The sequence below is a fragment of the Symbiobacterium thermophilum IAM 14863 genome, from assembly GCF_000009905.1.
GTDB classification, from domain to species: domain Bacteria; phylum Bacillota; class Sulfobacillia; order Symbiobacteriales; family Symbiobacteriaceae; genus Symbiobacterium; species Symbiobacterium thermophilum.
In genome coordinates, this window is record NC_006177.1 from 3,104,379 (window position 1) to 3,129,270 (window position 24,892).

Below are 24,892 nucleotides of genomic sequence, written 5' to 3' on the forward strand. Positions count from 1 at the left end.
TCAGACAGAATCGGAAGGGGACCTGCGGGACATACCCGCAGGTCCCCCCTTATACGCCCGATGGCGGCAGCCGGCCCAGTGTGCGCCCCGCCCTGGCCTGCGCCGCCGCTATTCACCACCCCAGTGCCGCTCCAGGAAGCCCAGTATGGTCGCCGCGTAGTCGTGAGCGCGCTCAGGATGTTCGTAGTCGTCGATGTCGATGATGAGGTGACGGTCGCCCTCGACAACCCAGGTCTCCACATGCCCGGGGGCGCGGGCGACCAGCCGCTCGAAGCTGGCGAAGGGCACCTGTGAGTCGCCGCGGGAGTGGATGAGGAGGGCCGGGCGGTCGCCCAGCCTGGCGATCTGCCGGGCAGGCGTGATGCCCGCGTTCGTCGGGCCGAACCGGAGCGCCATGTAGGCGGCGACGAAGGGCTTCTCCGCCGCGGCCAGCCAGGCGGGGGCCCCCTGTAGGGCCATGTTGTCGGCGAACACGTCCGGCCAGGAGGAGAAGGCCGACATGCTGATGACCCCGGCGATCTCGGGGATCTGGCCCGCGGCGTTGATGGCGGTGGCGCCGCCCATGGAGAGGCCGTAGACGACAATGGGCACGCCGTCATAGGCGCTGCTGGCGCGCAGGTAGTCCACGGCCGCCCGGACGTCGAGGTGCTCCCGGTAACCGAGGCAGATCAGGTCGCCCTCGCTCTCTCCGTGCGCCCGCATCTCGAGCAGCAGGGAGGCGTAGCCGTGCCCGGCCAGCCACCGGGCGTGGCCGAAGAAGGCGGTCACCGAAGGATTCTGGATGCCGGAGAGGAAGATGATCACGGCCTTGGGGTTCGGCCGACGCACCTCGTAGGCGACCAGGCGGAGGCCGTCCTGCGTGGTGAGGTCGACTCGCTCGGCGGTGAGTCCGAAGTCATCTGCTGCATACATCCGCTGGAAGTCGACGTGCAGGTCGATCATCGGGCTATCGGGCTGGTGATGAGCGGGGGCAGGATTGAGAGTCCCGCAAGGGCCAGCAGAACCAGCGCGACCACCGCGATCAATACGGCCCGTTTCGCCCTGCTTTTCTTCGGGCGTATCCGTGGCTGAACCTGCACCTTTGCGCCTCCTTGTTGCTGCGTATTCCGCTATTTCGCACGCCTTTTGTCTTCTCTGAAGCGGCGGTGACTCCTGCAGGGGAACGACACAGGCCCGCATTTCTGCCGGCACGCACAGAGGGATCTGCGTGCATGACCGCAGATCCCTCTGTGCGATGTAACGCCCAGCGTGCGCCCCCAGGGCCTTCGCCGGTCTGCCCAGCAGGGCGGGCACTATCCTGCAGATCCCACCGCCGCCAGCGCCTGATCGAGAATCTCCAGCGCCCGGTCGCAGTCCGCCGCGGTGATGATGTAGGGCGGCAGCAGCCGCACCACGGTGTCGGCGGTCACGTTGACCAGCAGCCCGAGCTCGTGGCACTTCTCCAGCACCGGCCTGGCCGGGCGGGTGAGCTCGATCCCCAGCATCAGCCCCATGCCCCGGACCTCCTTCACCAGGCCCGGATGCTTCGCCTGCAGCCGCCGCAGCCCCGCCAGCAGGTACTCGCCCATGGCTGCGGCCCGGGCGGGCAGGTCCTCGCTGAGCAGCGTCTTGACCGTCGCCAGGGCCGCGGCGCACGCCAGCGGGCTGCCGCCGAAGGTGGTGCCGTGGTCGCCGGGCGCGAATCCCCGGGCCGCCTCCTCCGTCGCGCACACGGCCCCGATGGGCACGCCCCCGCCCAGCCCCTTCGCCAGGGTGAGGATGTCCGGCTTCACCCCGAAGGCCTGGTAGGCGAAGAGGTGGCCCACGCGGCCCATGCCGCACTGGATCTCGTCGAAGATCAGCAGGGCGCCCCGCTCGTCGCAAATCGCCCGGGCCGCCTCCAGGAACTCCCGGGCCAGCGGCCGCACGCCGCCCTCGCCCTGCACCGGCTCCACGATCACCGCGGCGGTCCGGTCCGTGACCGCGGCCCTGAGCGCCGCCACATCGCCGGCCTCCACGTAGTCGAATCCCTCCGGCAGCGGCCCGAAGCCCTCCTGGATCGCCGGCTTGGCCGTGGCCGTCACCGTGGCCAGGGTGCGGCCGTGGAAGGAGTGGGTCAGCGACACGATCCGGTTCTTCGCTTTGAGCCCCTTCCGCCACTGGTACTTCCGGGCCAGCTTGATCGCGCCCTCATTGGCCTCGGCGCCCGAGTTGCAGAAGAAGACCCGGTCCAGCCCGCCGTGCTGGGTGAGCAGCTCGGCCAGCTCGGCCATGGGCTCGCTGTAGTACAGGTTGGAGCAGTGGATCAGCCGGGCCGCCTGGTCGGCGATCGCCGAAACCAGGGCCGGGTGGGCATGGCCGAGCACGTTGACGGCAATGCCGCCGAGGAAGTCCAGGTACTCCTTGCCGTCCGCATCCCAGCAGCGCACCCCCTCCCCCCGGACCAGGGCGATCGGGTAACGCCCGTAGGTCTTCATCGTGTGCGCGTCCGCCCGGGCCATCAGGGCTGCGCTCCTCGATCCGCTCACGTCCGCCATCGCCATCCCCTCCGCTACTTGACCACCATGGTGCCGACGCCCTCGTCCGTGAAGATCTCCAACAGCAGGCTGTGGGGCACCCGGCCGTCGATGATGTGGACCCGGTTGACGCCGCCCTCCAGGGCCGTCAGGCAGCACTGGAGTTTCGGGATCATCCCGCCCTGCAGTCTGCCCCGGGCGATCCAGGACTTGACCTCCTGCGCCGTCACCCGGCTCAGCAGGCTGGAGGGGTCATCCTTGTCGGCCCGGACCCCCTCCACGTCGGTGAGCAGCACCAGCTTCTCCGCCTTCATGGCCGCGGCGATGGCGCCGGCCACCGTGTCTGCGTTGATGTTATAGGGTTGCCCGCCGGGCCCCACCCCGATGGGGGCGATCACCGGCACGTAGCCGGCGGTGGTGAGCGTCGTCAGCACCTCGGTGTCCACCGCGGCCACGTCTCCCACAAAGCCCAGGTCCACCATCTCCCCGGTCTCCCGGGAGCGGTGCAGGTGCCTTGCGGCCCGGATGAGGCCGGCGTCCTGCCCCGAGAGGCCCACCGCCTTCACGCCCTGGGCGCACAGGTGGGTGACGATCTCCCGGTTCGTCTTGCCCACCAGCACCATCTGAGCGATCTCCATGGTGGCCGCGTCGGTCACCCGCAGCCCGTCCACGAACTGGGGCTCGATGCCCATCCGCCGGGCCAACTCCGACACCTCCGGCCCGCCGCCGTGCACCACGATCGGGTGCATGCCCACGTACTTCATCAGGGCGATGTCCTGCATGACCGCGGCCTTCAGATCGGCGGCGGCCATCGCCGCCCCGCCGTACTTGATGACCACCGTCTTGCCCGAGAACTCGCGGATGTACGGCAGCGCCTCCGCCAGCACCGCCGCCTTGTCCAGCGCCTGCTGATCCACGGAACCCGCCTCCTGGGGTGTGATTGCATAATTATACTTCAGTGTGCATGCATATTCAAGGGGAGCCGGCCGCCCTCACATGGGCAGCGGCTCCCTTCCCTGCAGGCCGTGGCCGGCCTCCTGCGCCTCGTACCGGGCCCGGTGCTGGCAGCGCTCGCAGATGTGAATGGTCCCCGCCCCCGGCGGGGCTCACCGCCTCGCCCGCCGTCGGATCGTCCCCGGCCCGGGCCGCAGCCGCCTGGGAAACGCCCTCGCCCGCGGGCGTGAACAACGGCTGGCCGGCCATCGCCTTCTCAATCTGTGCCAGGACGTCCACCCCCTCGTGGTACCGGAACAGCTTCAGCGCCGGATGCCTGGGGTCATCCAGCCGGAGCAGGACCCGGTTGCGTTTCACGCCCTCCACGGACCGAACCCGTTCCAGCGGAATCTGATCGACCGGCCCCTGGGCGCCGAGCAGCCAGAGGATCCGGTCGCTCAGCACGACGGTCGTGCCGGCGAAAATGCGGTCCTGGAACCAGACGAGCACCGGCAGTCCGAACAGGGGCCACGGGTGGTTGAGCCACAGGCTGAGCAGCGGCAGGACAGTGAGCAGGGCGAGGTAAGCCGCCCCACGGCCCCGGACCGCCGACCGCTCCGCGAGCGGCACGGCCAGCAGCGCCTCCCGCACGGTGCGGGGGGCTTCCCCGGGCGGAGCGGCCCTGGCTTGCTCGGCCGCCCGCAGAACGGCCTCCCGAAACTCCGGCGGGGTGACCAGCGACAGCCGCCGCACCTCCCGGCCGTCGTTCCAGCGGACCTGCCATCCGGTCCGGAGCGGCTTCACCTCGGCGGCGGCCAGGGGAATCGCTTCCCAGCCAAACGCACGGGCCACGCGGAGAACCGAGCCGGTCAGCATGGTGGGCCGGTTGCGCCTGTCCCCCACCCAGGTGACGATCACCATGGACGACACGACCTGGAAGTAGTTCATGACCTGATGGAGCTCGATCTCTCCCCCGCCCGCCAACCACTGCAAAGCGTACACCAGGACCAGCAGCAGGGCCGCTCCGGCCACGGTCCACCTCTGCCATGATCCGGCACGGACGACCTGCATCGGCAACCCCTCCCGTGCCGCCTCTACTGCTGCACCGCCCGCCGCGGGATGGGCGGCGGGAGCCGGCGCCGGCGGCGCGGCTGGAACCCAAGCACACGGGCCACCTGGGGCAGGTTCCGGCGGCCCCAGCCGCCGCAGCGGCCGGGATCCGTCAGGTCCACCCACTCCAAGGCGCCGATGGAGTCGTTGGTCGCAGGATCGGTTCCCACCTGCGGGCGTCCCTTCGTAATCCAGCACCGGAAGAAGTAGCGCACGTAATCCCGGCCGGGAGGAGCCTCCTTCAGGACCATGGGCCCCACCTCGACCTCCACGGAGCACTCCTCCATGAGTTCCCGCTTCAGCGCCTCTTCCAGCGTCTCACCCGGCTCCAGCGTGCCGCCGGGAAAGTTCCAGTACCAGGCGTTCTCCTCAGGGTAGTAATACCGGACCAGCAGCAGGCGGCCGTTTTCCACGATGAGGGCGTACGCTTTCTGACGCTTCCTCACGCTCTCTCCCCCCCGCTTCGCCGATTCTGTATTATTTCGGCCAAGGGGTATCTCTTCCTTCCCGCCCATGGTCGCTTATAGGTAGAAAGTATACACTGAAACAGGTCGGACCATTTTCGGGCCGTAGACCAAGGGGGACTGTGGCGGCGCGGCGAAATACTTCTGTGACAATAAACTGATACCACCATACGGCAGTTCGCTCCCGGTACGGTGGGCTCCGGGATCGCTTCGCCTGCCCGGGTGCCCCATCGGATGGGTCCGTGAGTGCACCGCTTGGAAGGGGGTGGGCGGATGCGCTCGACGATCCCGCAAGCCAAGCCGTCGTCCCACCAGGGTCAGGATCCGTTTGCGCAGCTCGTGGGGCGTGACCCCGCCTGGCTCAGCGCTCTCGAGCGCGCGCGTCGGGCTGCCCGGACTTCGGCGACGGTGCTCATTACCGGCGAGACCGGCACAGGCAAGGAGCTGGTCGCCCGCGCTCTCCACGCGGCCAGCGACCGGGCAAGAGGACCGTTCATCGCCATCAACGCCGGCACGCTGCTGCCGGATCTGCTGGCCAGCGAGCTCTTTGGCTACGAGCCGGGCATGTTCACGGGCGGCAATCCCAGAGGGCACACCGGGCTGATCCAGTCGGCCGACGGCGGCACACTGTTCCTGGACGAGGTGAGCGAACTGCCCTACGAGGCCCAGGTGGCCCTGCTCCGCACGCTGCAGGAGGGAGAGGTGGTGCGCGTGGGCGGCCACCGGCCGATCCCGGTGGACGTGCGGATCGTGGCCGCCACCAACCGCGATCTCCGCGAGATGGTCCGGCAGGGCAGGTTCCGGCAGGACCTGTTCTACCGGCTGAGCGTGATTCCGGTCCATCTGCCGCCGCTGCGGGAGCGGCCCCGGGACATCATCCCCCTGATCGTCCACGGGTACCATCGCCTGAACCGGGGGGTACCCCGCCTGCCCCTCAGCTCCTGGAGGCGGCTGCTCAGGTACGACTGGCCGGGGAACGTGCGGGAGTTGCTCAACCTGGTGCAGCTGGCCGTCACCCTTGACGAGGACCCGGCGGCGCTGCTGCCGCTCCCGCCGCTGCCGCTTTCACAGGCCGAGCCCGGCCCCGCGGGTGAGGAGGCGGCCATCCGGGCGGCGCTGGACGCCTGCGGCGGCAATGCCTCGGCCGCTGCCCGCAGGCTCGGGATGAGCCGCTCGACCCTCTACCGGAAGCTGGAGCTGTACGGCATCCGGCTGAAGCGACAAGTGGAATGAGACAGGTGTCCCGGACAGGTGTCCCGCGCGGGACACCTGTTTGCTGTATTCGACCGCCCCGGACCCGGTCTTTCCGTTGGCACGAAATTTGCAAGAAGTTATTGCCGGCATCTCGAAATTCCATGGGGTGGAGGGACTGCCGATGACATTAGGTGGCTACGCGAACCGCATCGCACGCATCAACCTGACCAGCCTCACGGTCGAGTACGACCAGGTCCCGAAGGAGCTGCTCCGCAAGTACATCGGCGCGCGCGGGCTGGGCGTGAAGTTCGTGTTCGATAACGGGCCCAAGGTCGACCCGCTCTCGCCGGACAACCTGATGGCTGTGATGATCGGGCCCTGCACCGGTTCCGCGGTTCCCATGTCGGGCCGCCTGGCCATCGTGACCAAGTCCCCGCTGACGGGCACCATCACCGACTCGCACATGGGCGGCTTCACCGCGGCCCGGCTGCGCTGGGCGGGCTTCGACGGGCTGCTGATCAAGGGCCGGGCGTGGCGGCCGGTCTACCTGGTGGTGGAAAACGGCACGGTCCGGATCGAGGACGCCTCCCACCTCTGGGGCCTGGGCGTCCGGGCCACGGTGCGGGCCCTGCAGGAGAAGTACGGCAGGGAGAACACCTCCGTCATGGCCATCGGCCCCGCGGGCGAGCGGCTGGTGCGCTTCGCCGGCTGGCTGAACGAGCATGACCGGGCCTCCGGCCGGGGCGGCACCGGTGCCGTCGGCGGCTCCAAGAACCTGAAGGCCATCGTGATCATCGGCGACCGCTCCGGCCAGCCCCAGCCGCTGCCCGAGCGGAAGGAGGCCTTCCAGGAGGCCGTGCGCATGGGCCAGAAGGCGATCATGGCCGCCGCGCTCACGGCGCCCAACAAGGGCGGTCTGTCGCTGTACGGCACCAACGTGTTGATGAACATCCTCAACGAGGCCGGCTCCCTGCCCACTCGCAACGCGAAGGAGAGCCACTTCGAGCACGGGGAGGCCATCAGCGGCGAGGCCTTCCGGGAGTTCAACCTCGCCTCCGAGCCGGTCTGCCACGCCTGCCCGGTGCACTGCAAGAAGGAGGTCGAGGTCAAGGAGGGCCGCTGGAAGGCGAAGACCGAGTCCATGGAGTACGAGACCGCCTGGGCCCTGGGCGCGCTGTGCGGGCTGGGCGATCGCGAGCCGCTCGTCTACATGCTCGATCAGTGCAACGACTACGGCCTCGACACCATCGAGATGGGCGTGACCCTCGCCATGGCCATGGAGGCTTCCGAGAAGGGGCTGACGCCGGAAGTCATCAACTGGGGCGACGCGGAGAAGATGTCGGAGCTGATCCGCAAGACCGCCTACCGCGAGGGCTTCGGCGACATCCTGGCCAACGGCGCGTACGGCGCCGCCTGCCTGCTGGGCGACCCCGACATCGCGCTGTCCGTCAAGGGCCAGGCCATTCCGGCCTACGACCCGCGCGGCGTGCAGGGCATCGGCCTGGGCTACGCGACCTCCAACCGGGGCGCCTGCCACCTGCGGGGTTACACCATCGCCTCGGAGATCGCGGGCATCCCGTTCCCCACCGACCGCACGGTCACCGAGGGCAAGGCCGAGCTGCTGAAGACCTTCCAGGACCTGTTCGGCTTCCTGGATTCCATGGACGTGTGCAAGTTCGCCAGCTTCGCGCAGGGCGCCGAGGAGTTCTCGGCCCAGGTGCGGGCCCTGACGGGCTTCGACGACATCACGCCCGAGGAGGCCATGCGCATCGGCGAGCGGGTCTACAACCTCGAGCGCCACTACAACAACCTGAACGGTTTCACCGGCAAGGACGACACGCTGCCCAAGCGGTTCTTCACCGAGCCCGCCACCCACAACTCGGCCGGCATGCTGTCCCAGCTGCCCGTGATGCTGGAGGAGTACTACCGGCTGCGGGGCTGGAAGGATGGCGTGGTGCCGGAAGAGAAGCTGAAGGAACTGGAGATCATCTAGGTGGTTGTGAAGCTGTTCGGCAACCTCCGGCTCCACGGCGGCGGCAGCCGGGTGGAAGTGGACCTGGGCGGGGGCCGGACGGTGGCCGACCTGCTGGACCGGCTCTTCGCCCTGCACCCCGCCCTCAGGCCTCACGTGGTCACGCCGGAGGGGGATGCGCTCCTCCCCCACGTCAACATCATGCTGAACGGCCGGTTGATCCGCGACCTGCAGGGGCTGCAGACGCCCGTCTCCGAGCAGGACAGCGTGGCCATCTTCCCGCCGTCGGCAGGGGGGTAGGGCGATGAACCTGGACCTGCGGGGCTCCACCCCGGATCAGATCCGGGGGTACCTGGAGAGCCTGGGCGGAACGGTCCGGCCGGACGGCACGGTGGCCGGCCCGGACTGGACAGCCACGCTGGAGGCCGGCGAGCACCGGGCCTTCGGGGCGGTGTGGCCGCGGGTGGTGGTGACCTTCTCCGGCGATCCCCAGTCGGTGGCCCGGGTGGTCAGCGGCCTTCGCCTGCGGGCCATGCGCGGCGGAGGGTAGGCGGTGGCGTGACTGAACTGCACAGCAACCCCGGGGGCTGAGATGGCCCCCGGGGTTCTTGTTGTTTCCGGCCGTCCCATCCAGGGTTTGACAACGCCGGGCGTATAGGTCAATGTATATATATCACTCTCTATATGTGGGGGTATGCGAGATGGTGGACGCACTGTCCGGAATTCTGACCCGTCAGCCGTTCTGGGAGGCCATCCGGAAGGCACTGACTGAAGAGGAGACCGTGTCCCTGGCGTCGCTGGATCTGGACGGGTTCGAGGAAATCAACGCGCAGGCCGGGCGGGAGACCGGCGACAAGCTCATCGCCCTGCTGGGCGGGATGCTGCGGGAGCGGGCCGACAGCCTGGGCTGGACGGTGGGCCGCATCGGCGGCGACGAGTTCGCCATCCTCATGCCGGGCACCGGCCTGGAGAAGGCCTTCCTGCAGATGGAGACCCTGCGCGCCGACTTCGCCGCCAGCGCAGCGCAGGCCTACCCGGAGCTGAACCCGACGATCAGCATCGGCGTGGCCAACTTCCCCCGGGATGCGAAGGATCTGGGCGGTCTCACGCAACAGGCGGGCCAGGCCCTGTACCAGGCCAAGGAGGCCGGGCGGAACAGCGTCGCGCTGCCGTCCCGGGAGGAGATGGTCCTGCGCTCCTGCTACTACACCACCTCCCAGGTGGCCCGCCTGAAGAAGCTGGCCGAGCAGCTGAAGAAGAAGGAGTCGGTCCTGCTCAGGGAGGCCCTGGACGACCTCCTGCGCAAGTACGACGTCCGGTAGTCGAGCCGGCACGACCAGAAAAAAGCGGAGACGCGGGCGCTCCGTGTCCTGCGCCCGCCGTCGTTCTCGGACACAGCCTGCTAGGTCCGGTAACTGCCGTTGATCTTCACGTAGTCATACGTCAGGTCGCAGCCCCAGGCGGTGGCCTCGCATTCGCCGGCGTGCAGGTCGGCGGTGAAGACGACCTCCTTCTCCCGCAGTACCCGGGCCGCGGCCGCCTCGTCAAAGGCCACCGGCTCGCCGGCGCGCATCATCTGCAGGTCGCCCAGCCACAGGTCCACCCGGCCGGGGTCGAACTGCGCCCCCGAATAGCCCAGGGCCGCCAGCACGCGGCCCCAGTTGGCGTCCTCGCCGAAGACCGCGGCCTTCACCAGGTTCGACCCGCAGACCGCCCGGGCCGCCTTGCGGGCGTCGGAGAGGGTCGCGGCCCCCTTCACCCGCACCTCGATCAGCTTGGTCGCGCCCTCGCCGTCCCGGGCGATCTCCTTCGCCAGGTGGATGAGCACCGCCGCCAGCGCGTCGGCGAACGCCCGGTAGTGGGCGGAGCCCGGCATGATCCTGGGGTTGCCCGCGAGGCCGTTGGCCAGGACGAGGACCATGTCGTTGGTCGAGGTGTCGCCGTCCACCGTGATCATGTTGAAGGAACGGTCCGTGGCCTCCCGGAGGGCCTCCCGCAGGGCGGCCGCGTCCACGGCGGCGTCGGTGGTGACGAACCCCAGCATCGTCGCCATGTTGGGGTGGATCATGCCGGAGCCCTTGGCCATCGCCCCGATGGTGACCGTCGCCCCGCCGATCTCCAGCCGCGCCGCCGCCTGCTTCGGGAAGGTGTCGGTGGTCATGATGGCCTCCGCCGCGTCGGCGCCGCCCTCCGGGGAGAGCGCCGCGGCCGCGGCCCTGATGCCCGCCGACACCCGGTCCATCGGCAGCGGTACGCCGATCACGCCCGTCGAAGCCACACCCATCAGCTCGGGCCGGATGCCCAGGGCCTCCGCGGCCAGCCGGGCCATCTCGGCCGCGTCCCGCATCCCCTGCTCGCCGGTGCAGGCGTTGGCGTTGCCGGAGTTGGCCACCACGGCCTGCAGCTCACCGGTCTCGGTCCGCCCCCGGGTGAGCACCACCGGCGCCGCCTTCACCAGGTTGGTGGTGTACACCCCCGCGGCCGCGCAGGGAACCCGGGAGGCGAGCAGGGCCACGTCCTTCTTCCCCGCGCCGTTCCCCTTGATGTCCGCGCACGCGCCCGCGGCCACGAAACCCGCCGGCGCCGTCACGCCGCCTGCCAGCCACTCCATGTGCTCATCTACCCCTTTACCCAGTTCGGACGGGCCACCAGGGGGATCTCCCAGGGCTCGTCGTCCAACTCCTCCGGCGGCACCAGCAGCCGCATCATCGCGATCTCATCGCAGTTGTGGAACTTGTCGCAGTACACGCATTCCTTCCAGACCTTCTGCGGCAGGCTTTCCTTCGGGACGACCTCGAAGCCGCACTTGGCGAAGAACCCCGGCTGGTAGGTCAGCGCGAAGATCCGTTTCAGCCCCAGGGCCCGGGCCTCCTCCAGAAGCTGCTCCACGAGGCCCCGCCCGACGCCCCGCCTGGTGAGGCCGGGGCGCACCGCGAGGGAGCGGATCTCCGCCAGGTCCCGCCACATGATGTGCAGGGCCGCCACGCCCAGCACCTGGCCGTCGTCGTCCACGGCCACCGTGAAGTCGCGCACCGATTCGTACAGCATCATCAAGGGCCGCCGGAGCATGAGCCCCTGGGCCGCGTAACCGTTGATGATCTCGTGGGCCGCCGGGATGTCGGCCATCACGGCCTTCCGAAACAGCATGTGATCCCTCCTGGGCAGATGGATGGGACCGGCCGGTTCAAGGGTAGACCGGTCCGGCGTTCAGCAGTCCCGTGGTCTCGGGAAGGCCGAAGAGCAGGTTCATGTTCTGGATCGCCTGGCCCGCCGCGCCCTTGACCAGGTTGTCGATGACGCTGATGACCAGCACCCGGCGGGTGCGCGGGTCCACCTGCAGGCCGATGTCGCAGTAGTTGGAACCCCAGACCTGTTTGGTGGTGGGCAGTTCGCCCGCCGGGCGCACCCGGACGAAGGGCTCCCCGGCGTAGAACTCCCGGAACAGGTCCACCAGCTGCTCGGTGGTACGCTCCGCCTTCAGTGTGAAGTACCCGGTGGCGAGGATCCCCCGGGTCATGGGCACCAGGTGCGGCGTGAAGCTCACCACCACGGGCCGGCCGGCCAGGTCCGAGAGGGTCTGCTCGATCTCGGGCGTGTGCCGGTGGGTCCCGGCGATGTTGTAGGCCTTGAAGTTCTCGTTGACTTCTGAGAAGTGGACGCCGAGGTTGACCCCGCGCCCGGCGCCGGACACGCCGGACTTGGCGTCAAAGATGATCCCCTCCGTCTCCACCACGCCGGCCTGAAGCAGCGGCGCGGCTGCGAGCGCACAGGCCGTGGGGTAACAGCCGGGGTTCCCGACCAGCCGCGCCCCCCGGATCCGCTCCCGGTAAAGCTCCGGCAGGCCGTACACCGCCTCTTCCATGAGGTCCGGGGCGGTGTGGGTCTTTCGGTACCACTGCTCGTATGCGGTCACGTCCCGCAGCCGGAAGTCGGCCCCCAGGTCGATCAGCCGCCCGCCGGCCGCGAGCACCGCCGGCGCCAGGGCCATGGTCAGGCCGTGGGGCAGGGAGGTGAACACCACGTCGCACCCCGCCAGGGCCTCGGGCGAGGCTTCCCGTCCGACCAGGTCCACCCGCTCCCGCAGGTGGGGGTAGACCGCGGCGAGGTGCTGTCCCTGGTAGCTCTCGGTGCCGGCCACCACCACCTCCGCCTCCGGGTGCTGCGCCAGCAGCCGGACCAGTTCCACGCCGGTATAGCCGGTGGCTCCGGCGATTCCCACGCGTATCGTCATCGTTCCGGCCTCCGCCCCTGTTCTTGTTGCATAATCATAACTCTAAGTGTATAAAGATGCAATCCCCGGAGCCCGCTCACGGGCCCGGACCTCTTCATCATAATCCAATCCCGAGCCCTGTCCAGCAGGGCTCGGGACTCATTTTTCCGGAAATCGGCCGGCGCGGCCCGTGCCTTCAACCATCCCGGGGCGGAGGAACCACGCGGATGACCAGTTCAACCTCGTCGCCCGCCTGTACGCCCTGCGTCACCGTGACGGGATGGCCCTCCAGGACCGCCCGCAACCGCTCGGCCAGCTCCGCCGCCTTCGCACGGGGGCAGCGCACGGCAACGGCCTCTTCGTCCCGGCTGCCGTCCTCCCGGGTGGCATAGGGCAGCGCGCGCCGCCGGGCGGTGGCCTCCACCAGCCCGACGACCCGGTCCGGCACGGGCCTGTGGACCAGCGGGCCGGCCGACGGGTTCCCCTCAGCCGAGGTGGGGAAGGCGAGGCGCACCAGCCCCCGGAGGAACAGGTAGAACGCCGCGCTCTGCACGGCCAGCGCCCGGACCGGTTCGCCGGAGCCCGCCAGGGGCACCAGCGCGTAGCGCACCGCCGCCAGCGGCGCGGCGTACGCCCAGAGCCCGGCGCCCGCGCCGCGCCCCAGGGCGCCGCCCAGGGCTGACAGGACCAGCCCCGCCGCCAGGGCAAGCCCTTCACCCCAGGCGAACGGACCCCGGCGGAGGGCGTCGACCGCCACCGAAGCCAGGGCAACCAGGCCCGCGGCGAGCAGGGCTGGCTGCCGCAGCCGGCGCGCGGCCAGGTTCGCCAGGGCATAGAGGGCAGAGAACGCCAGGGCCATCAGAAAGGCGACGCTGAGCAATGGCCACGCCGGAGGCTGCCCGGCAAGCCAGGGAACCCCCGCGGCGGCAAATGCGGCCGTCAGCGCCAGCAGCAGCAGTTCAGCGGTCAGCAGTCTCGCCAACTTCCTCCCCCCACTTCGGCACCGCCATCTCCCGGAGGAGGGCCAGAAGGCGCGGCGAGGGCCGGACGGCCACCGCGCGGCAGAGGCCGGCCGGGTCATGGCCCACCACGACCCAGCACGCCGTGCGGACCAGTGCGACGGGCGGGTACCATTCCACCTCCGCGACGCCCAGTTCCGCGGCGGCCGCTCCGCTTCCGTCCCAGCGGTTGAGCCAGCGGTGCAGCCGCAACGGCTGCCGAAGGTCCAGCTCCACGGCCCGGCGCCCCTGAGCGACGCGGAACCGCTGGTCCCGGAGCGCGTACCGCACCGTGGACAGCTCGTAGCCGGCATGCCCAAGGTAAGCGGCCAGGGCCAGGAGCAGGAACAGCCCGGTGAACTCCAGCGGGTGGGCGGCGCCCGGGGTGGACCGGATGCGCACGACCAGCCAGCCGGCGGCCAGGCAGACGGCCGCCAGCAGCGCGCCCACCAGGTACTGCTCCGCACGCGTATCGGGCCGCTCCAGGTATGGACCGTCCACCGAATCCCTCCCCACTTGGGAATGGTCACGCATTAGACCTTCGGCCACCGGCCCGTCATCTCCTCTCTCCCAGGTTCCCGCCGCCCGACGAACCGATACGCGTGAGGAGGGGACCGGGACGAACGCACTATTCGAATTATCCACGAATGGTTCTCGGCTGGTATTTTCGGACACTCGTTCCAATGGTATGGTGAAAGTGAAAGGGAAACGCTCGGGACGAAAGGGGGCTGATCGTATGACGAACATTGTCCATCCGCGCCCCACCGATTTCGCCCACGAACCGTTGGTACACTGGACCGCCGACGGGCTCTTCGCCGCGCCGTGGACCGGCCGCCCGGATACGGAGGAGCCGGCCGACGTCGAAGAGCTGTCGGCCCGCCTGAACCAGGAACCCGCACACCGGGAGGACATCACCCTGGCGCTCGGCCATCTCCTGGCGGTACGCGCCCACTGCCGGCGAGCCGCCTCGGCGCTGGACCACCTCACCTGCCGCCGGCATTACGCCGATGCCCTGAAGGAGTGCGAGTCGGCGCTGTTCCGGCTGCACAGCTGTGAAGGCGCCGATGCGGCAGCCCTCACGGCCTGGGCCCTGGGGGTGCACGCGCTGATCCGCGCCCAGACGACCCTGACCCAGGATCCCACAGAGGCGCGGGCCCTCGCCGCGGAGGCCCTGGGGAGACTCACCGGCCCGCAGACCGCGCTCGCCCTGGGCGCCGGGGCCGACGCCCTGTCCGCCCTGAAGCTCCAGCAGGAGACGGTGGAGCTGGAAGACCGGCTGCTCCGGCTGCCCGCGGAGGTGCGCGTCATGACGGAGGCGGCCGAACAGGCCGCGGAGAGCCGGCTGAACGCCCTCAATCTGGCCGTCCGGGCGCTGCGGCGGCGCTATGCGCAGGCGTTTGCCTGGGCCGTGGGCTGGGGCGTTCTGAACCTGCTGCTCATGGCCGCCGCGCCGATCAACGCCCTGCTCCTGCCCGCCGTCCCCTGGTCCATTCCGTGCATCGTCGCGCTGCCCATCCTCTGGTGGGCGACGTGGGCGGTTCCTTTCCGCGACGGCCTCCCGTTCTTCGGGTTTGTGCGCCGGCTGCGGCTCGAGGCGATCGCGGATCTGCGCGCAGCGGCGGGCGACCTGGAGCCGCCGGGCGACCGGCTGGCGGCCGAGATCGGGCCACTCTTGGAGGAAGGGGCGCAGGCCGAGCGGCGGCTGCGGCAGTTCTACCTCTTCCGGCTGCCCGAGCAGTATGAGACGGTCTGGAAGGCCCGGGCGATCGCTGAGGGAGCGCTGGCCCGGCTGAAGGGCGACTGGGTCGCGGACATGATCGACGCGCCGGCGGCGCCCCTCCGCGAGGTGATGGAGGAGACGGAACGGATCGCGGCCCTCATCGGTGTCCGGCTGGCCGAACCCTGAGAGGCGTCAGCCCAGCGCCTCCAGCCACGGCAGAAGCGCAGACAGATCCGTGCACGCCAGGTCGGCCGGGTGGCGCTCGTCCCGCTCCCGGCCGCCGCGCTGCACCCACACGGTCAGAAGGCCGGCGGCCCGCCCGCCGGCCACGTCGCGCCCGGGGTTGTCGCCGACCATCACCGCCTCGTGGGGCGCGACGCCCAGGCTCCGGCAGATGTGGCGGAAGATGCCGGGATCGGGCTTGCCGCAGTCGACCTCCCCCGAGATGACCACGGCGTCGACCTCCCTTTCCAGACCCGAGACCGCCAGCTTCTCCCGCTGCAGGTCGGGCACGCCGTTGGTGACGATGCCGAGCAGGTAGCCCCGCTCCCGGAGGGCGGCCAGCAGGGGGTCGACCTCGGGGTAACGCAGGTACCGGCGCCGGGCCGCCGCGAACCGCTCGGCCATCGCTTCCGCCAGGGCGTCGTCCCGCACTCCCTGCTCCGCCAGGGCCTCCCGCCATACGGCCACGCGGTAATCGGGAGCCCATTGCCGGAGCCCCTGGATGGCCGGATGGTCGCCCCGGTCGTACCGGGCCCAGAGCCCCTCGGCCGCGCTGTGGCCGATGCGCCTGCAGTAGGCTGCATACGGCCCCTCCGCCCACCGCCGCCGGGCCTCCGCCCAGGCCCGCGCCGCCAGCCTTTCGGGGTCCGCCCGGGAACCGGCCAGGGCCGCCGCGGCGGCCAACGCCTCCCGGGTCACCGGCTCGTCGAGGATCAGCGTCTCGTCCAGATCGAACAGGACAGCCCTCACCAATCGCGCCACCTCCTGCCGTTTGGGCCATCTTACCATACCCGCCCCGATAAGAAGACCCCCCGGCGTTGCGCCAGGGGGTCCACTTGTCCGCACCCGGATTACATCATATCCATGTTGGGCGCGGGGTTGTTCTCCTTCTTCTCGGGCTTCTCGGTGACCAGGGCCTCGGTGGTCAGGATCAGCGCAGCGATGGAAGCGGCGTTCTGGAGGGCGGAACGGGTCACCTTGACCGGGTCGATGATGCCGGCGGCGACCATGTCCACGTACTCCTCCTTCATGGCGTCGAAGCCGTGGCCAACCGGCAGGGTGCGCACCTTCTCGACGACGACGGAGCCCTCGAGGCCGCCGTTCTCGACGATGCAGCGCAGCGGCTCCTCGACCGCACGCCGGACGATCTGGGCGCCGACCTTCTCGTCGCCCTCCAGCGTCTTGATCAGCTCGTCGATGGCCTTCTGGGTCTGCAGCAGCGCCACGCCGCCGCCGGCGACGATGCCCTCCTCAACGGCCGCACGGGTCGCGTTCAGGGCGTCCTCGATGCGCAGCTTCTTCTCCTTCAGCTCGACCTCGGTGGCGGCGCCGACCTTGATGACCGCCACGCCGCCGGCCAGCTTGGCCAGCCGCTCCTGCAGCTTCTCGCGGTCGAAGTCCGAAGTGGTCTCCTCAATCTGCCGCTTGATGGCGGCGACCCGGTTCTTGATGGCCTCGCTGGAGCCGGCGCCATCGATGATGGTGGTCTTCTCCTTCTCGATGCGCACCTGGCGGGCCTGGCCGAGCATCTCGATGGTGGCGTTCTCGAGCTTGCGGCCCAGCTCCTCGGAGACGACCTCGCCGCCGGTCAGGATGGCGATGTCCTCCAGCATGGCCTTGCGCCGGTCGCCGAAGCCCGGGGCCTTGACCGCCGCGACCTGCAGGGTGCCGCGCAGCTTGTTGACCACCAGGGTGGCCAGCGCCTCGCCCTCGACGTCCTCCGCGATGATCAGCAGCGGCTTGCCGCGCTGCACGACCTTCTCCAGGATCGGCAGCAGGTCCTGGACCGCGGAGATCTTCTTATCGGTGATCAGGATGTAGGGCTCGTTCAGGACGGCCTCCATCTTCTCGGTGTCGGTGACCATGTAGGCGGAGACGTAGCCCCGGTCGAACTGCATGCCCTCGACGGTCTCCAGCTCGGTGTGGAGCGTCTTGGACTCCTCGACGGTGATCACGCCGTCCTTGCCCACGGTGTCCATCGCCTTGGCCACGAGCTCGCCGATCTCCCGGTCGTTGTTGGCGGAGATGGCCGCGACCTCGGCGATGGCCTTGTTGGTCTCGACGGGGATAGCCTGCTTGCGCAGCTCCTCAACCGCCACCTGGACGGCCTTCTCGATGCCCCGCTTCAGGATCATCGGGTTCGCGCCGCCGGTGACGTTCTTCAGGCCCTCCTTCACGATGGCCTGGGCCAGCACAGTGGAGGTGGTGGTGCCGTCACCCGCGACGTCGTTGGTCTTGGTGGCGACCTCCTTCACCAGCTGGGCGCCCATGTTCTCGAACGGATCCTCCAGCTCGATCTCACGGGCGATCGTCACGCCGTCGTTGGCGACGGCCGGGGCGCCGAACTTCTTGTCCAGCACGACGTTGCGGCCGCGGGGACCGAGGGTGACCTTCACGGTATTGGCAAGAGCGTCCACACCGGCCTGCAGCTTGCGCCGGGCGGCCTCATCAAAGATAATCTGCTTCGCAGTCATCTATGGAAGACCTCCCTCTAACCCTGAACGATGGCGAGAATGTCCCGCTCGCCGTCCAGGATGATGTACTCCTCGCCGTCGATCTTGACCTCGGTGCCCGCGTACTTGGAGAAGATGACGGTGTCGCCCTCCTTGACCTCGAGCTCCACCTTCGTCCCGGACTCCAGGGTACGGCCGGGGCCCACGGCGATGACCTTACCCTGCTGGGGCTTCTCCTTCGCAGTGTCGGGCAGCACAATGCCGCTCTTGGTGCGCTCTTCCTTCTCAAGCGGCTTGATGACGACCCGAGCGCCCAACGGCTTGACGTTCATCTCGAAGGTCCCTCCTCAGTGCTGAGTCTGTTAGCACTCATTCCGCCCGAGTGCTAACACCATGACCTATGATAGAAAAGGAACTGGAGGCAGTCAAGTCCCTCCGAACGCTTTTTTTGCTGTCGCCGCGGCCACCGCATGCCAGTTCGGGGCGATCCGAGGCCGGCCATCCGGGCGCGGGGAATCCCGTCCCTGCCAGGCCCCGGGACTGTTCGGCAGCGTGCCCTGGCCCTTGCCCCGATCGTCACCCCTGGCCAGGTTCGGGTAGAATGAGCGGTGAACGCGGAAAGGGGCGCGGACCGACCGCCCGCGCCCTGCGGGGAGGTGACGCCGTGGACAACCTGACCGTGGCCGAGGCCCTCTACGAGATCGCCGACCTGCTGGAGTTCACCGGCGGCGACCCCTTCAAGGTGCGCGCCTACCGCAAGGCCGCCGAGACCCTGGGCCTGCTGCCGGAGCCGGTGGCGCAGCTGGTCCGGGAAGGGCGGCTCACGCGCGTCCCCGGCATCGGCAAGGCCATTGCCGCCAAGGTCACCGAAATGGTGGAGACGGGCCGCATCGGCTACCTGGAGGAGCTGCGCCAGGCGGTGCCCCCGGGCGTGCTTGACCTTACCCGCGTGCCCGGGCTCGGCGCACGGACCGCCATGCTGCTGTACCGTCGGTTGGGCGTGGACAGCCTGGAGGCACTGGAGCTCGCCGCCCGGGAAGGCCGGCTGCGGGACCTGCCGGGGCTCGGGCCCCGCAGGGAGGCGGCCTTGCTTCAGGCCGTGACCCGGGTGCGCCGACGGCCCGACCGGCTCTCCATCGGCGTCGCGGCCCCGATCGCGGAAGCGGTGGCTACACAGCTGCGCAGCCACCCCGCCGTCGTCCGGGTCGCCGTTGCGGGCTCCATCCGCCGCCGCGCCGAGACGGTGGCGGACATCGACCTGGTTATCGCGACCCGGGACCCCGATGCCGTCAAGCTCTATCTGGACCGGCTCCCACCCCTGCCCCTGCCGGTGGATCCGGCGCTGGTTCCCCCTGATGCGTTCGTCGTCACCCTCTTTGAGCGGACCGGGTCGGCGGCGCACCTGGAGGAGCTGGCCCGCCTCGCCCCAGCCGGCAGTCTGCCGCGGAACGCGGCCCGGGCCGCCGCCCAACCGCCGGACGGGGGGAGCGCCGACGCGGACGACGCCCCCGTATACCAGGCGCTGGGGCTGCCCTACATCCCTCCCGAGCTGCGGGAGGGACGGGGCGAGGTGGCCGCGGCCCGCTCCGGCCGGCTGCCCCGCCTGATCGCCCGCACCGACCTGCGCGGGGACCTGCACGTGCACACCGCGGCATCGGACGGGACGGCCGGCCTCGCGGAGATGGCCGAGGCGGCTCGGGCGTTGGGCCACCGCTACCTGGCCGTGTGCGACCACTCCCAGTCCCTGCACGTCGCCCACGGCCTGAGCCCCGAACGGCTGAGGGAGCACGTCGCCGCGATCCGCCGGCTGGATCAGTGGCCGGACTTCCGGCTGCTCGCCGGGGCCGAGGTGGACATCCTGCGGGACGGCACGCTGGACTACCCCGACGAGATCCTGGCCGAACTGGACGTGGTGGTGGCCTCCATCCACAGCCACCTCCACCTGCCCGAGGCGGAGCAGACCGAGCGGCTTCTGCGGGCCATCGCCAACCCGCACGTGGACATCATCGGCCACCCCTTCGGCCGGGTCATCGGCCGGCGGGAGCCCATGGCCCTGGACTTGCCGCGCATCCTGGAGGCCTGCGCCCGCACGGGCACCGCCCTGGAGATCTCGGCCAGCCCCTCCCGGCTGGACCTCTCCGCCGAGCACGCCCGCACGGCGAAGGAGTTCGGGGTGAAGCTGGTCATCAACACCGACGCCCACTCCGTGCGGGAGCTGGAACTGCTGCCCTACGGCGTCGCACAGGCCCGCCGGGGCTGGGTCGGGCCGGAGGACGTGGTCAACGCCATGGACCTGCCCGACCTCCTGGCCTGGCTCAACCGGCGGGCCTGAGGGGCCCGCCCCCGCCCGGTCCGGCCCCTCAGGCCGTCACCCGGGTGAGCAGCCCGCTCCGGGGTGAGCCTCCCCTGGGGCCCACACCCAGCGTCAGCCGGTTATTGTCCACCACGGCCAGGTCGAAGAGCATCCGCAGGTCCCCCTCCACCTCCATCCAGTGGAACCGGTGCCCATGAGGCTTCATGATGCGGTCGCACCTGGGGTACAGCGCACCCTCCTGGTACAGTTTCAGCCGGAAGAGCCCCTGGGGCGCGGGGCGGATCTCCACCCGCACATCCCCGTCGGGCAGACTTCCGGCGTATGTACCGACCCACGCGTAGTTCATCTGGCCCACGTGCCGGTCGGCCAGCACATCGAAGGGCCGTGCAACCGGATCCAGCTCCGGATGAAACGCCATGACCACCAGGACGTCGGCCTGCCGGTTCAGCCACGGCTCGTTGCAGCTGACGGTCACCGCCTCCCCGGGGCGGATGATCGCCGGGTTGCCGGTGCCCACCAGGCGTGCGTTTTCGGCCGTGACCGGAAGTCCGGCCGGCACGCTGTAGAACTCGGTGGAGGCCACGACCTCCCGGGAGCCGAGGTTGAGCACGACCGCGCGCGGGCGCCCGTCGGGTCCCACCGTGATGTCGGGTGAGGCAAAGGGCGCCGCGAGGGGCCGGGCGCCCGAGTCCCCGGGCCGGGACCGCAGCACCAGGAATACGGGCCTGTGGCTTCTCCTGTCCCTGCGCAGCACACAAATCCCCCCCATTCGCAACGTGGGGGGGATTTCACCAGGATCAGGTGTGCACCCTTTTCCCTTACAGATTATTCGCAAATCATCACAACCGCCGGGGATTTGTCGAACGGCTGCCCCGGGCACCGTTCCGGGCGTCGGGCGTCCAGTCGCGCGTCTCCGGCGTCCGCCCCGCGCTTCGAGCGCCCCTCCGTCAGCGGACCCTTACCCCGCGCTTCTGCACGTCGGCAAGCCTGCGGGCCGGAACCCACTCCCCCGGCGCGGCGCGCACGGGCGGGGGCGCGGGCGCGGGCACTTCACGGCCCGCACCGGCGAAGAGCAGGACAATGGCGGCGGCGGAGGCCCAGAGCCAGGGTACGACGACCTGGCCGAGTCCCGGCCGGTACCGCTCCAGCAGCGCAGCCACCGGCAGGAAGGTGCCCTGCCAGAGGGAGTAGATCCAGTCCGGCGCCCAGAAGGGCAGAAGCAGCAGGCCGGGGATCTGCGACATCACGGCCGTCCACGCTGCCGCGGCCGTGCGGTAGCGGCGGGTGCGCCGCTCGGCCTCCTCCCGGAAGACGACGCCCAGCCGCCAGGCGAACCAGAGCAGGACCAGGGCCGGGATGAGCCCGATCCAGGGCCAGCGGCCGGCCAGGAACCACCCCAGGCCGCCCAGCAGAAGCTGTCCGAGGAGCAGCAGGAACGCCGTCTGAAGCCGCAACTGCAGCATGGTGATCACCTCAGGGGGATTTCACCTGTACAGTACGCGTCCGGACGGCGATTTTCCTGCATGTGGATTGTCAAGATATGAAACTGGGGAGGCGGCCTCCATCCGCCCCACCCCACGGAACCCCCTAACCCGGCAGGTCGAAGACCCAGGGACCGTCCACCAGCACCCCCGCCTTGGTGGCCCGCACGGCCACCGGCTCCAACCCTTCCGGCAGTTCGGTCTCGTAGCGCTGGTAGCGCACCCCATCATGGGTGTAGTTGGAAAACCCTGCCCACGAACCGCCCAGCGGGTACACGTTTCCCTCGCCGTCGATCACCTCGAACCCGCTGACCCCGACGAAACCTTCCCTTACAGGGCTCGTCCAGCTGAGCTCGATGGCGCCCGGTCGCCGCTCGATCCCCGCCAGGGTGACCGGCACGCCCACCACCTCGGCCACGGCCCCTTCCTCCAGGGGCCAGACCGCGTCCAACGGCTCTGCCTTGACCGCCGGCTTCAGCACCAGCCGGGCCGGCCCCCTCACAGGGGGAAAGGCCAGGTACGACACAGAGTTGAGCCCTCCACCTGATCCCGATTGGCGGTAACGCTGTCCGCCCGCCTCCAGGTAGTTGCAGTGGACGTCCCCGTCCCACTGCACCGGGAAGTCAAAGCTTTCGGTCACCTCTTCCCGGTAGCGCACGATGGTCTCGGCCGGCGTGTAGATCACCGCCTCCACCGTGATCCGCACCCCGTCGTACTCCAGGGCCCGGTTGACGGCCACCTCCCGGGAGAACCGGTCGGTCTCGGTGCGGGAGGCAGGCACGGTCAGGGTGATGGTTTCCGCGCCCACGTCGAACCGGACCTCCAACTCGGCTGCCTCCGCCTCCAGCGGAAGGGTGGAGACGGTGCCGAGGTAGCCCAACGGCGTCTCCTCCGGCGGAGTGAACTCGCTCATCTGGGCCGTGATGGTGGCATGCACGGGCACGCGGGGCTGACGCCCCCGCCCCACCGTGGACGGCGCTCCCAGCACCTGATAGAGCACCGTGGTGCGCCGGGCGTCGGCCACCACGCCGAGGATGCGCACGGTGATGCCGTTCTGGGTGACCTCGGCGACGGGCTCCCCGATCAGCCCCATGTCATAGGCCCACTGCAGCCCGGCACCTGCCAGGATGAACCGCGTGATGACAGGACCCACCAGCGGCAGGGCCTTGCCCAGCCGGGACTTGACCGTGCCCAGCGGGATGCCCAGCGCCTCGGCGATCTCTTGCTGGGACATGTCCAGCATGTAGCGCAGCACCACCACCGGGCGCAGGTGGTCGCCGAGGCGTGCCACCATCTCCCAGATCGCCGTCGCTTCCGGGTCCGGTCCGGGAACGGTGTCGGGCAGATGGGCCGCCAGGTCGTCCACGGGAAAGGACCGCCGGCGGCGCTCCAGGATCTGCCGGCACTGCCGGATCAGGATCCGCCGCATCCAGGCCCCGAAGGCCTGCTCATCCCGCAGTTGGGCGAACCGGCGGTAGCCGGCCAGGGCCGCCTCCTGCAGGGCGTCCTCTGCGTCGGGCCGGTTCCCCAGCATCGCCAGCGCGATCCGCTCCAGGTATCCCTGGTGGGCCCGCAACAGCTGGAAGTAGTCCATGGCGCCGTCCTCTCGGTGTGTGTTCTCACTCAGATAGAGGGGAAGAAGGGCCCGTTCGCGGCCAGCGCAAAGCCCCCGCGCCGCCGGCACGGGGGCCTCTTGACATATGCGCGTCGTGGGTCACTCCACGTCCTCACCGGGGCGGATATAGGTCCCGCTCTTGCCGCCGGTCTTCTTCACCAGCCGCACCTCGCCGATGACCATGCCCTTGTCCACGGCCTTGGCCATATCGTAGATGGTCAGCGCGGCCGCGGCGCAGGCGGTGAGCGCCTCCATCTCCACGCCGGTCCGGCCGACGGTGGAGACCCGGGCCTCGATCAGCACCCGGCTGCCGGCTTCGTCGAAGGCGAAGTCGACGCTGGCCTGCGTGATGGGCAGCGGATGGCAGAGGGGGATCAGATCGCCGGTGCGCTTGGCGGCCATGATGCCCGCCACCCGGGCCACACCCAGCACGTCGCCTTTCGGCACCCCGCCCGACTGAATCAGGGTCAGCGTCTCCGGCTTCATCCGCACCTCAGCCCGGGCGACGGCCACCCGCTCGGTCTCGGGCTTCGGACCCACGTCGACCATGCGGGCATGGCCGCGCTCGTCCAGGTGGGTCAGCCGCGCCTCACCGCCGCCCTCGGTCTGGCCGGCGAGCTGCGCGTTGTCCCCGCGCTCGTCCGTCCCATGCCGCGGCGCATCTGCGTGGTTGATGTTGCTCATGTCGCACCCCTTTCGCGGCTACCCGCCGATGCCGTGCATGACCCGCAGGACGTAGTCCGACTCGGCGTCGTCGAAGTTGTGCTCCCGGGGCTTGCGCAGGATCGCGTCCGCCAGGGCGTTCCGCAGATCGTCATCGGTCTTCTCCGGGTCGCGGATCACCGGCTTCAGGTCCACCTCGTGGACGTGGCCCAGGCAGGGGTTGACCTTGCCGTCAGCCGACAGCCGGATGCGGTTGCACTCCGCGCAGAAGCACTCGGTGACGGCCGAGATGAAGCCCACCGTGCCCTTGGCGCCGGGCAGCCGCCAGTACTTGGCGGGCCCGTTGCCCCGGACGCCCCCGCGCACCGGCTCCAGGTCGCCGAACTCGTCCAGCAGCCGCTCCCGCATCTCGGCCGCGGGGACCAGGTTCTCCCAGGTGAACTGATAGCCTTCCGAGAAGGGCATGACCTCGATGTAGCGCACGTGGATCGGCCGATCCAGAGTCAGCCGGGCCATGTCGCCGATCTCGTCGTCGTTCCAGCCGCGGATGACCACCATGTTCAGCTTCACCGGCTCCATGCCCAGTTCCAGCGCGGCCTCCGCCGCCTCCAACACCTGGGCCGGGCTGCCGCTCAGCCGGGCAATCTTCGTGAAGCGGTCGGGGCGCAGCGTGTCCAGGGAAATGTTCACGCGGTCGACCCCCGCGGCCTTCAGGTCCTTCGCCATCGGGGCGAAGAGCAGGCCGTTGGTGGAGAGCGAGAGGTCGGTCACGCCCAGGGGCTTCAACTGCGCCAGGAACTCCACGATGCCCTGGCGCACCAGCGGCTCGCCGCCTGTCACGCGGATGCGGTCGATCCCCAGGCCGACCGCGGCCTTGACGACGCGCAGAATCTCCTCGTAGCGGAGGTACTCGTCGTGCGGTCCCAGCTTGACACCGGTCAGGGGCATGCAGTAGACGCAGCGAAGGTTGCAGCGGTCGGTCACGGAGATGCGCATGTAGTTGACTTTGCGGCCCCACTGGTCGATCACGGGGTACCGCCCCCTTTCT

The 24,892-nt window shown here is 69.8% G+C and carries 25 protein-coding genes; 7 read left to right on the top strand and 18 right to left on the bottom strand.

What is annotated here, in order from left to right; genetic code table 11:
- Window positions 1-108: 108 nt before the first annotated feature.
- The 5 genes from STH_RS14325 to STH_RS17560 form a co-directional block, all read right to left on the bottom strand.
- Window positions 109-942 carry an alpha/beta hydrolase gene (locus STH_RS14325; RefSeq protein WP_050742309.1) on the bottom strand — a complete coding sequence of 278 codons (834 nt, stop codon included), beginning with the start codon at window positions 940-942 and terminating at the stop codon, window positions 109-111.
- A 350-nt stretch (window positions 943-1,292) separates the two neighbouring features.
- Window positions 1,293-2,516: an acetylornithine transaminase gene (locus tag STH_RS14330; protein ID WP_011196998.1), complete on the bottom strand. Its 1,224-nt coding sequence runs from the start codon at window positions 2,514-2,516 to the stop codon at window positions 1,293-1,295.
- Between the two features lie 14 nt (window positions 2,517-2,530).
- A complete protein-coding gene (argB, locus tag STH_RS14335) occupies window positions 2,531-3,412 on the bottom strand; it encodes an acetylglutamate kinase (protein ID WP_011196999.1) in 882 nt (293 codons plus the stop codon).
- Between the two features lie 55 nt (window positions 3,413-3,467).
- Window positions 3,468-4,499, bottom strand: coding sequence for a hypothetical protein (locus tag STH_RS14340; RefSeq protein ID WP_043714254.1), 1,032 nt, complete (start codon window positions 4,497-4,499; stop codon window positions 3,468-3,470).
- A 23-nt stretch (window positions 4,500-4,522) separates the two neighbouring features.
- Window positions 4,523-4,984, bottom strand: coding sequence for an NUDIX domain-containing protein (locus STH_RS17560; protein ID WP_011197001.1), 462 nt, complete (start codon window positions 4,982-4,984; stop codon window positions 4,523-4,525).
- Window positions 4,985-5,275: 291 nt separating this feature from the next.
- Here STH_RS17560 and STH_RS14350 point away from each other — a divergent pair, with 291 nt between their 5' ends.
- The 5 genes from STH_RS14350 to STH_RS14370 all read left to right on the top strand — a co-directional run bounded on the left by STH_RS14350 (window position 5,276) and on the right by STH_RS14370 (window position 9,490).
- Window positions 5,276-6,235: a sigma-54 interaction domain-containing protein gene (locus STH_RS14350; RefSeq protein ID WP_050742310.1), complete on the top strand. Its 960-nt coding sequence runs from the start codon at window positions 5,276-5,278 to the stop codon at window positions 6,233-6,235.
- Between the two features lie 142 nt (window positions 6,236-6,377).
- Window positions 6,378-8,189, top strand: coding sequence for an aldehyde ferredoxin oxidoreductase family protein (locus STH_RS14355; protein WP_011197003.1), 1,812 nt, complete (start codon window positions 6,378-6,380; stop codon window positions 8,187-8,189).
- A complete protein-coding gene (locus STH_RS19045; protein ID WP_011197004.1) occupies window positions 8,190-8,468 on the top strand; it encodes a ubiquitin-like small modifier protein 1 in 279 nt (92 codons plus the stop codon). It begins immediately after the preceding gene.
- A 4-nt stretch (window positions 8,469-8,472) separates the two neighbouring features.
- The gene (locus tag STH_RS19050; protein WP_011197005.1) at window positions 8,473-8,718 is read left to right on the top strand and encodes a hypothetical protein; all 246 of its coding nucleotides are present in this window, start codon (window positions 8,473-8,475) and stop codon (window positions 8,716-8,718) included.
- Window positions 8,719-8,869: 151 nt separating this feature from the next.
- The gene (locus STH_RS14370) at window positions 8,870-9,490 is read left to right on the top strand and encodes a diguanylate cyclase (protein WP_050742311.1); all 621 of its coding nucleotides are present in this window, start codon (window positions 8,870-8,872) and stop codon (window positions 9,488-9,490) included.
- An 80-nt stretch (window positions 9,491-9,570) separates the two neighbouring features.
- On the opposite strand, the gene argJ is transcribed toward STH_RS14370, so the two are convergent.
- From argJ to STH_RS14395, 5 genes are all read right to left on the bottom strand, one after another.
- Window positions 9,571-10,779: a bifunctional glutamate N-acetyltransferase/amino-acid acetyltransferase ArgJ gene (argJ, locus tag STH_RS14375; protein ID WP_011197007.1), complete on the bottom strand. Its 1,209-nt coding sequence runs from the start codon at window positions 10,777-10,779 to the stop codon at window positions 9,571-9,573.
- Window positions 10,780-10,787: 8 nt separating this feature from the next.
- The gene (locus tag STH_RS14380; protein WP_011197008.1) at window positions 10,788-11,315 is read right to left on the bottom strand and encodes an N-acetyltransferase; all 528 of its coding nucleotides are present in this window, start codon (window positions 11,313-11,315) and stop codon (window positions 10,788-10,790) included.
- Between the two features lie 37 nt (window positions 11,316-11,352).
- A complete protein-coding gene (gene argC / locus STH_RS14385; protein WP_011197009.1) occupies window positions 11,353-12,399 on the bottom strand; it encodes an N-acetyl-gamma-glutamyl-phosphate reductase in 1,047 nt (348 codons plus the stop codon).
- Window positions 12,400-12,574: 175 nt separating this feature from the next.
- Entirely contained in the window at window positions 12,575-13,360 is a 786-nt protein-coding gene (locus STH_RS14390) for a hypothetical protein (RefSeq protein ID WP_011197010.1), read from the bottom strand.
- Window positions 13,338-13,877, bottom strand: a complete 540-nt coding sequence (locus tag STH_RS14395; protein WP_043714256.1) for a hypothetical protein — start codon at window positions 13,875-13,877, stop codon at window positions 13,338-13,340. Before STH_RS14395 ends, STH_RS14390 begins: the two co-directional genes overlap by 23 nt.
- A 235-nt stretch (window positions 13,878-14,112) precedes the next feature.
- Here STH_RS14395 and STH_RS14400 point away from each other — a divergent pair, with 235 nt between their 5' ends.
- A complete protein-coding gene (locus STH_RS14400) occupies window positions 14,113-15,282 on the top strand; it encodes a hypothetical protein (RefSeq protein ID WP_011197012.1) in 1,170 nt (389 codons plus the stop codon).
- 6 nt (window positions 15,283-15,288) lie between these two features.
- Here STH_RS14400 and STH_RS14405 read toward each other — a convergent pair whose 3' ends face one another.
- From STH_RS14405 to groES, 3 genes are all read right to left on the bottom strand, one after another.
- Window positions 15,289-16,068 (bottom strand): HAD family hydrolase, encoded by a 780-nt coding sequence (locus STH_RS14405; protein WP_011197013.1) that lies wholly within the window; start codon window positions 16,066-16,068, stop codon window positions 15,289-15,291.
- A 101-nt stretch (window positions 16,069-16,169) separates the two neighbouring features.
- Window positions 16,170-17,792: a chaperonin GroEL gene (gene groL / locus STH_RS14410; RefSeq protein WP_011197014.1), complete on the bottom strand. Its 1,623-nt coding sequence runs from the start codon at window positions 17,790-17,792 to the stop codon at window positions 16,170-16,172.
- 17 nt (window positions 17,793-17,809) lie between these two features.
- A complete protein-coding gene (gene groES / locus STH_RS14415) occupies window positions 17,810-18,103 on the bottom strand; it encodes a co-chaperone GroES (RefSeq protein ID WP_011197015.1) in 294 nt (97 codons plus the stop codon).
- Between the two features lie 332 nt (window positions 18,104-18,435).
- Here groES and STH_RS14420 point away from each other — a divergent pair, with 332 nt between their 5' ends.
- The gene (locus STH_RS14420) at window positions 18,436-20,103 is read left to right on the top strand and encodes a PHP domain-containing protein (protein ID WP_011197016.1); all 1,668 of its coding nucleotides are present in this window, start codon (window positions 18,436-18,438) and stop codon (window positions 20,101-20,103) included.
- Between the two features lie 28 nt (window positions 20,104-20,131).
- On the opposite strand, the gene STH_RS14425 is transcribed toward STH_RS14420, so the two are convergent.
- From STH_RS14425 to moaA, 5 genes are all read right to left on the bottom strand, one after another.
- Complete coding sequence (locus STH_RS14425) at window positions 20,132-20,839, bottom strand: hypothetical protein (RefSeq protein ID WP_011197017.1); 708 nt, start codon at window positions 20,837-20,839, stop codon at window positions 20,132-20,134.
- A gap of 193 nt (window positions 20,840-21,032) precedes the next feature.
- Window positions 21,033-21,548 (bottom strand): hypothetical protein, encoded by a 516-nt coding sequence (locus STH_RS14430; protein WP_011197018.1) that lies wholly within the window; start codon window positions 21,546-21,548, stop codon window positions 21,033-21,035.
- A gap of 124 nt (window positions 21,549-21,672) precedes the next feature.
- Entirely contained in the window at window positions 21,673-23,160 is a 1,488-nt protein-coding gene (locus STH_RS17565; protein ID WP_011197019.1) for a sigma-70 family RNA polymerase sigma factor, read from the bottom strand.
- 120 nt (window positions 23,161-23,280) lie between these two features.
- On the bottom strand, window positions 23,281-23,865 hold the full coding sequence (gene moaC / locus STH_RS14440) for a cyclic pyranopterin monophosphate synthase MoaC (protein ID WP_011197020.1): 585 nt from the start codon (window positions 23,863-23,865) through the stop codon (window positions 23,281-23,283).
- Between the two features lie 18 nt (window positions 23,866-23,883).
- Window positions 23,884-24,873, bottom strand: coding sequence for a GTP 3',8-cyclase MoaA (gene moaA, locus STH_RS14445; protein WP_011197021.1), 990 nt, complete (start codon window positions 24,871-24,873; stop codon window positions 23,884-23,886).
- Window positions 24,874-24,892: the final 19 nt, after the last annotated feature.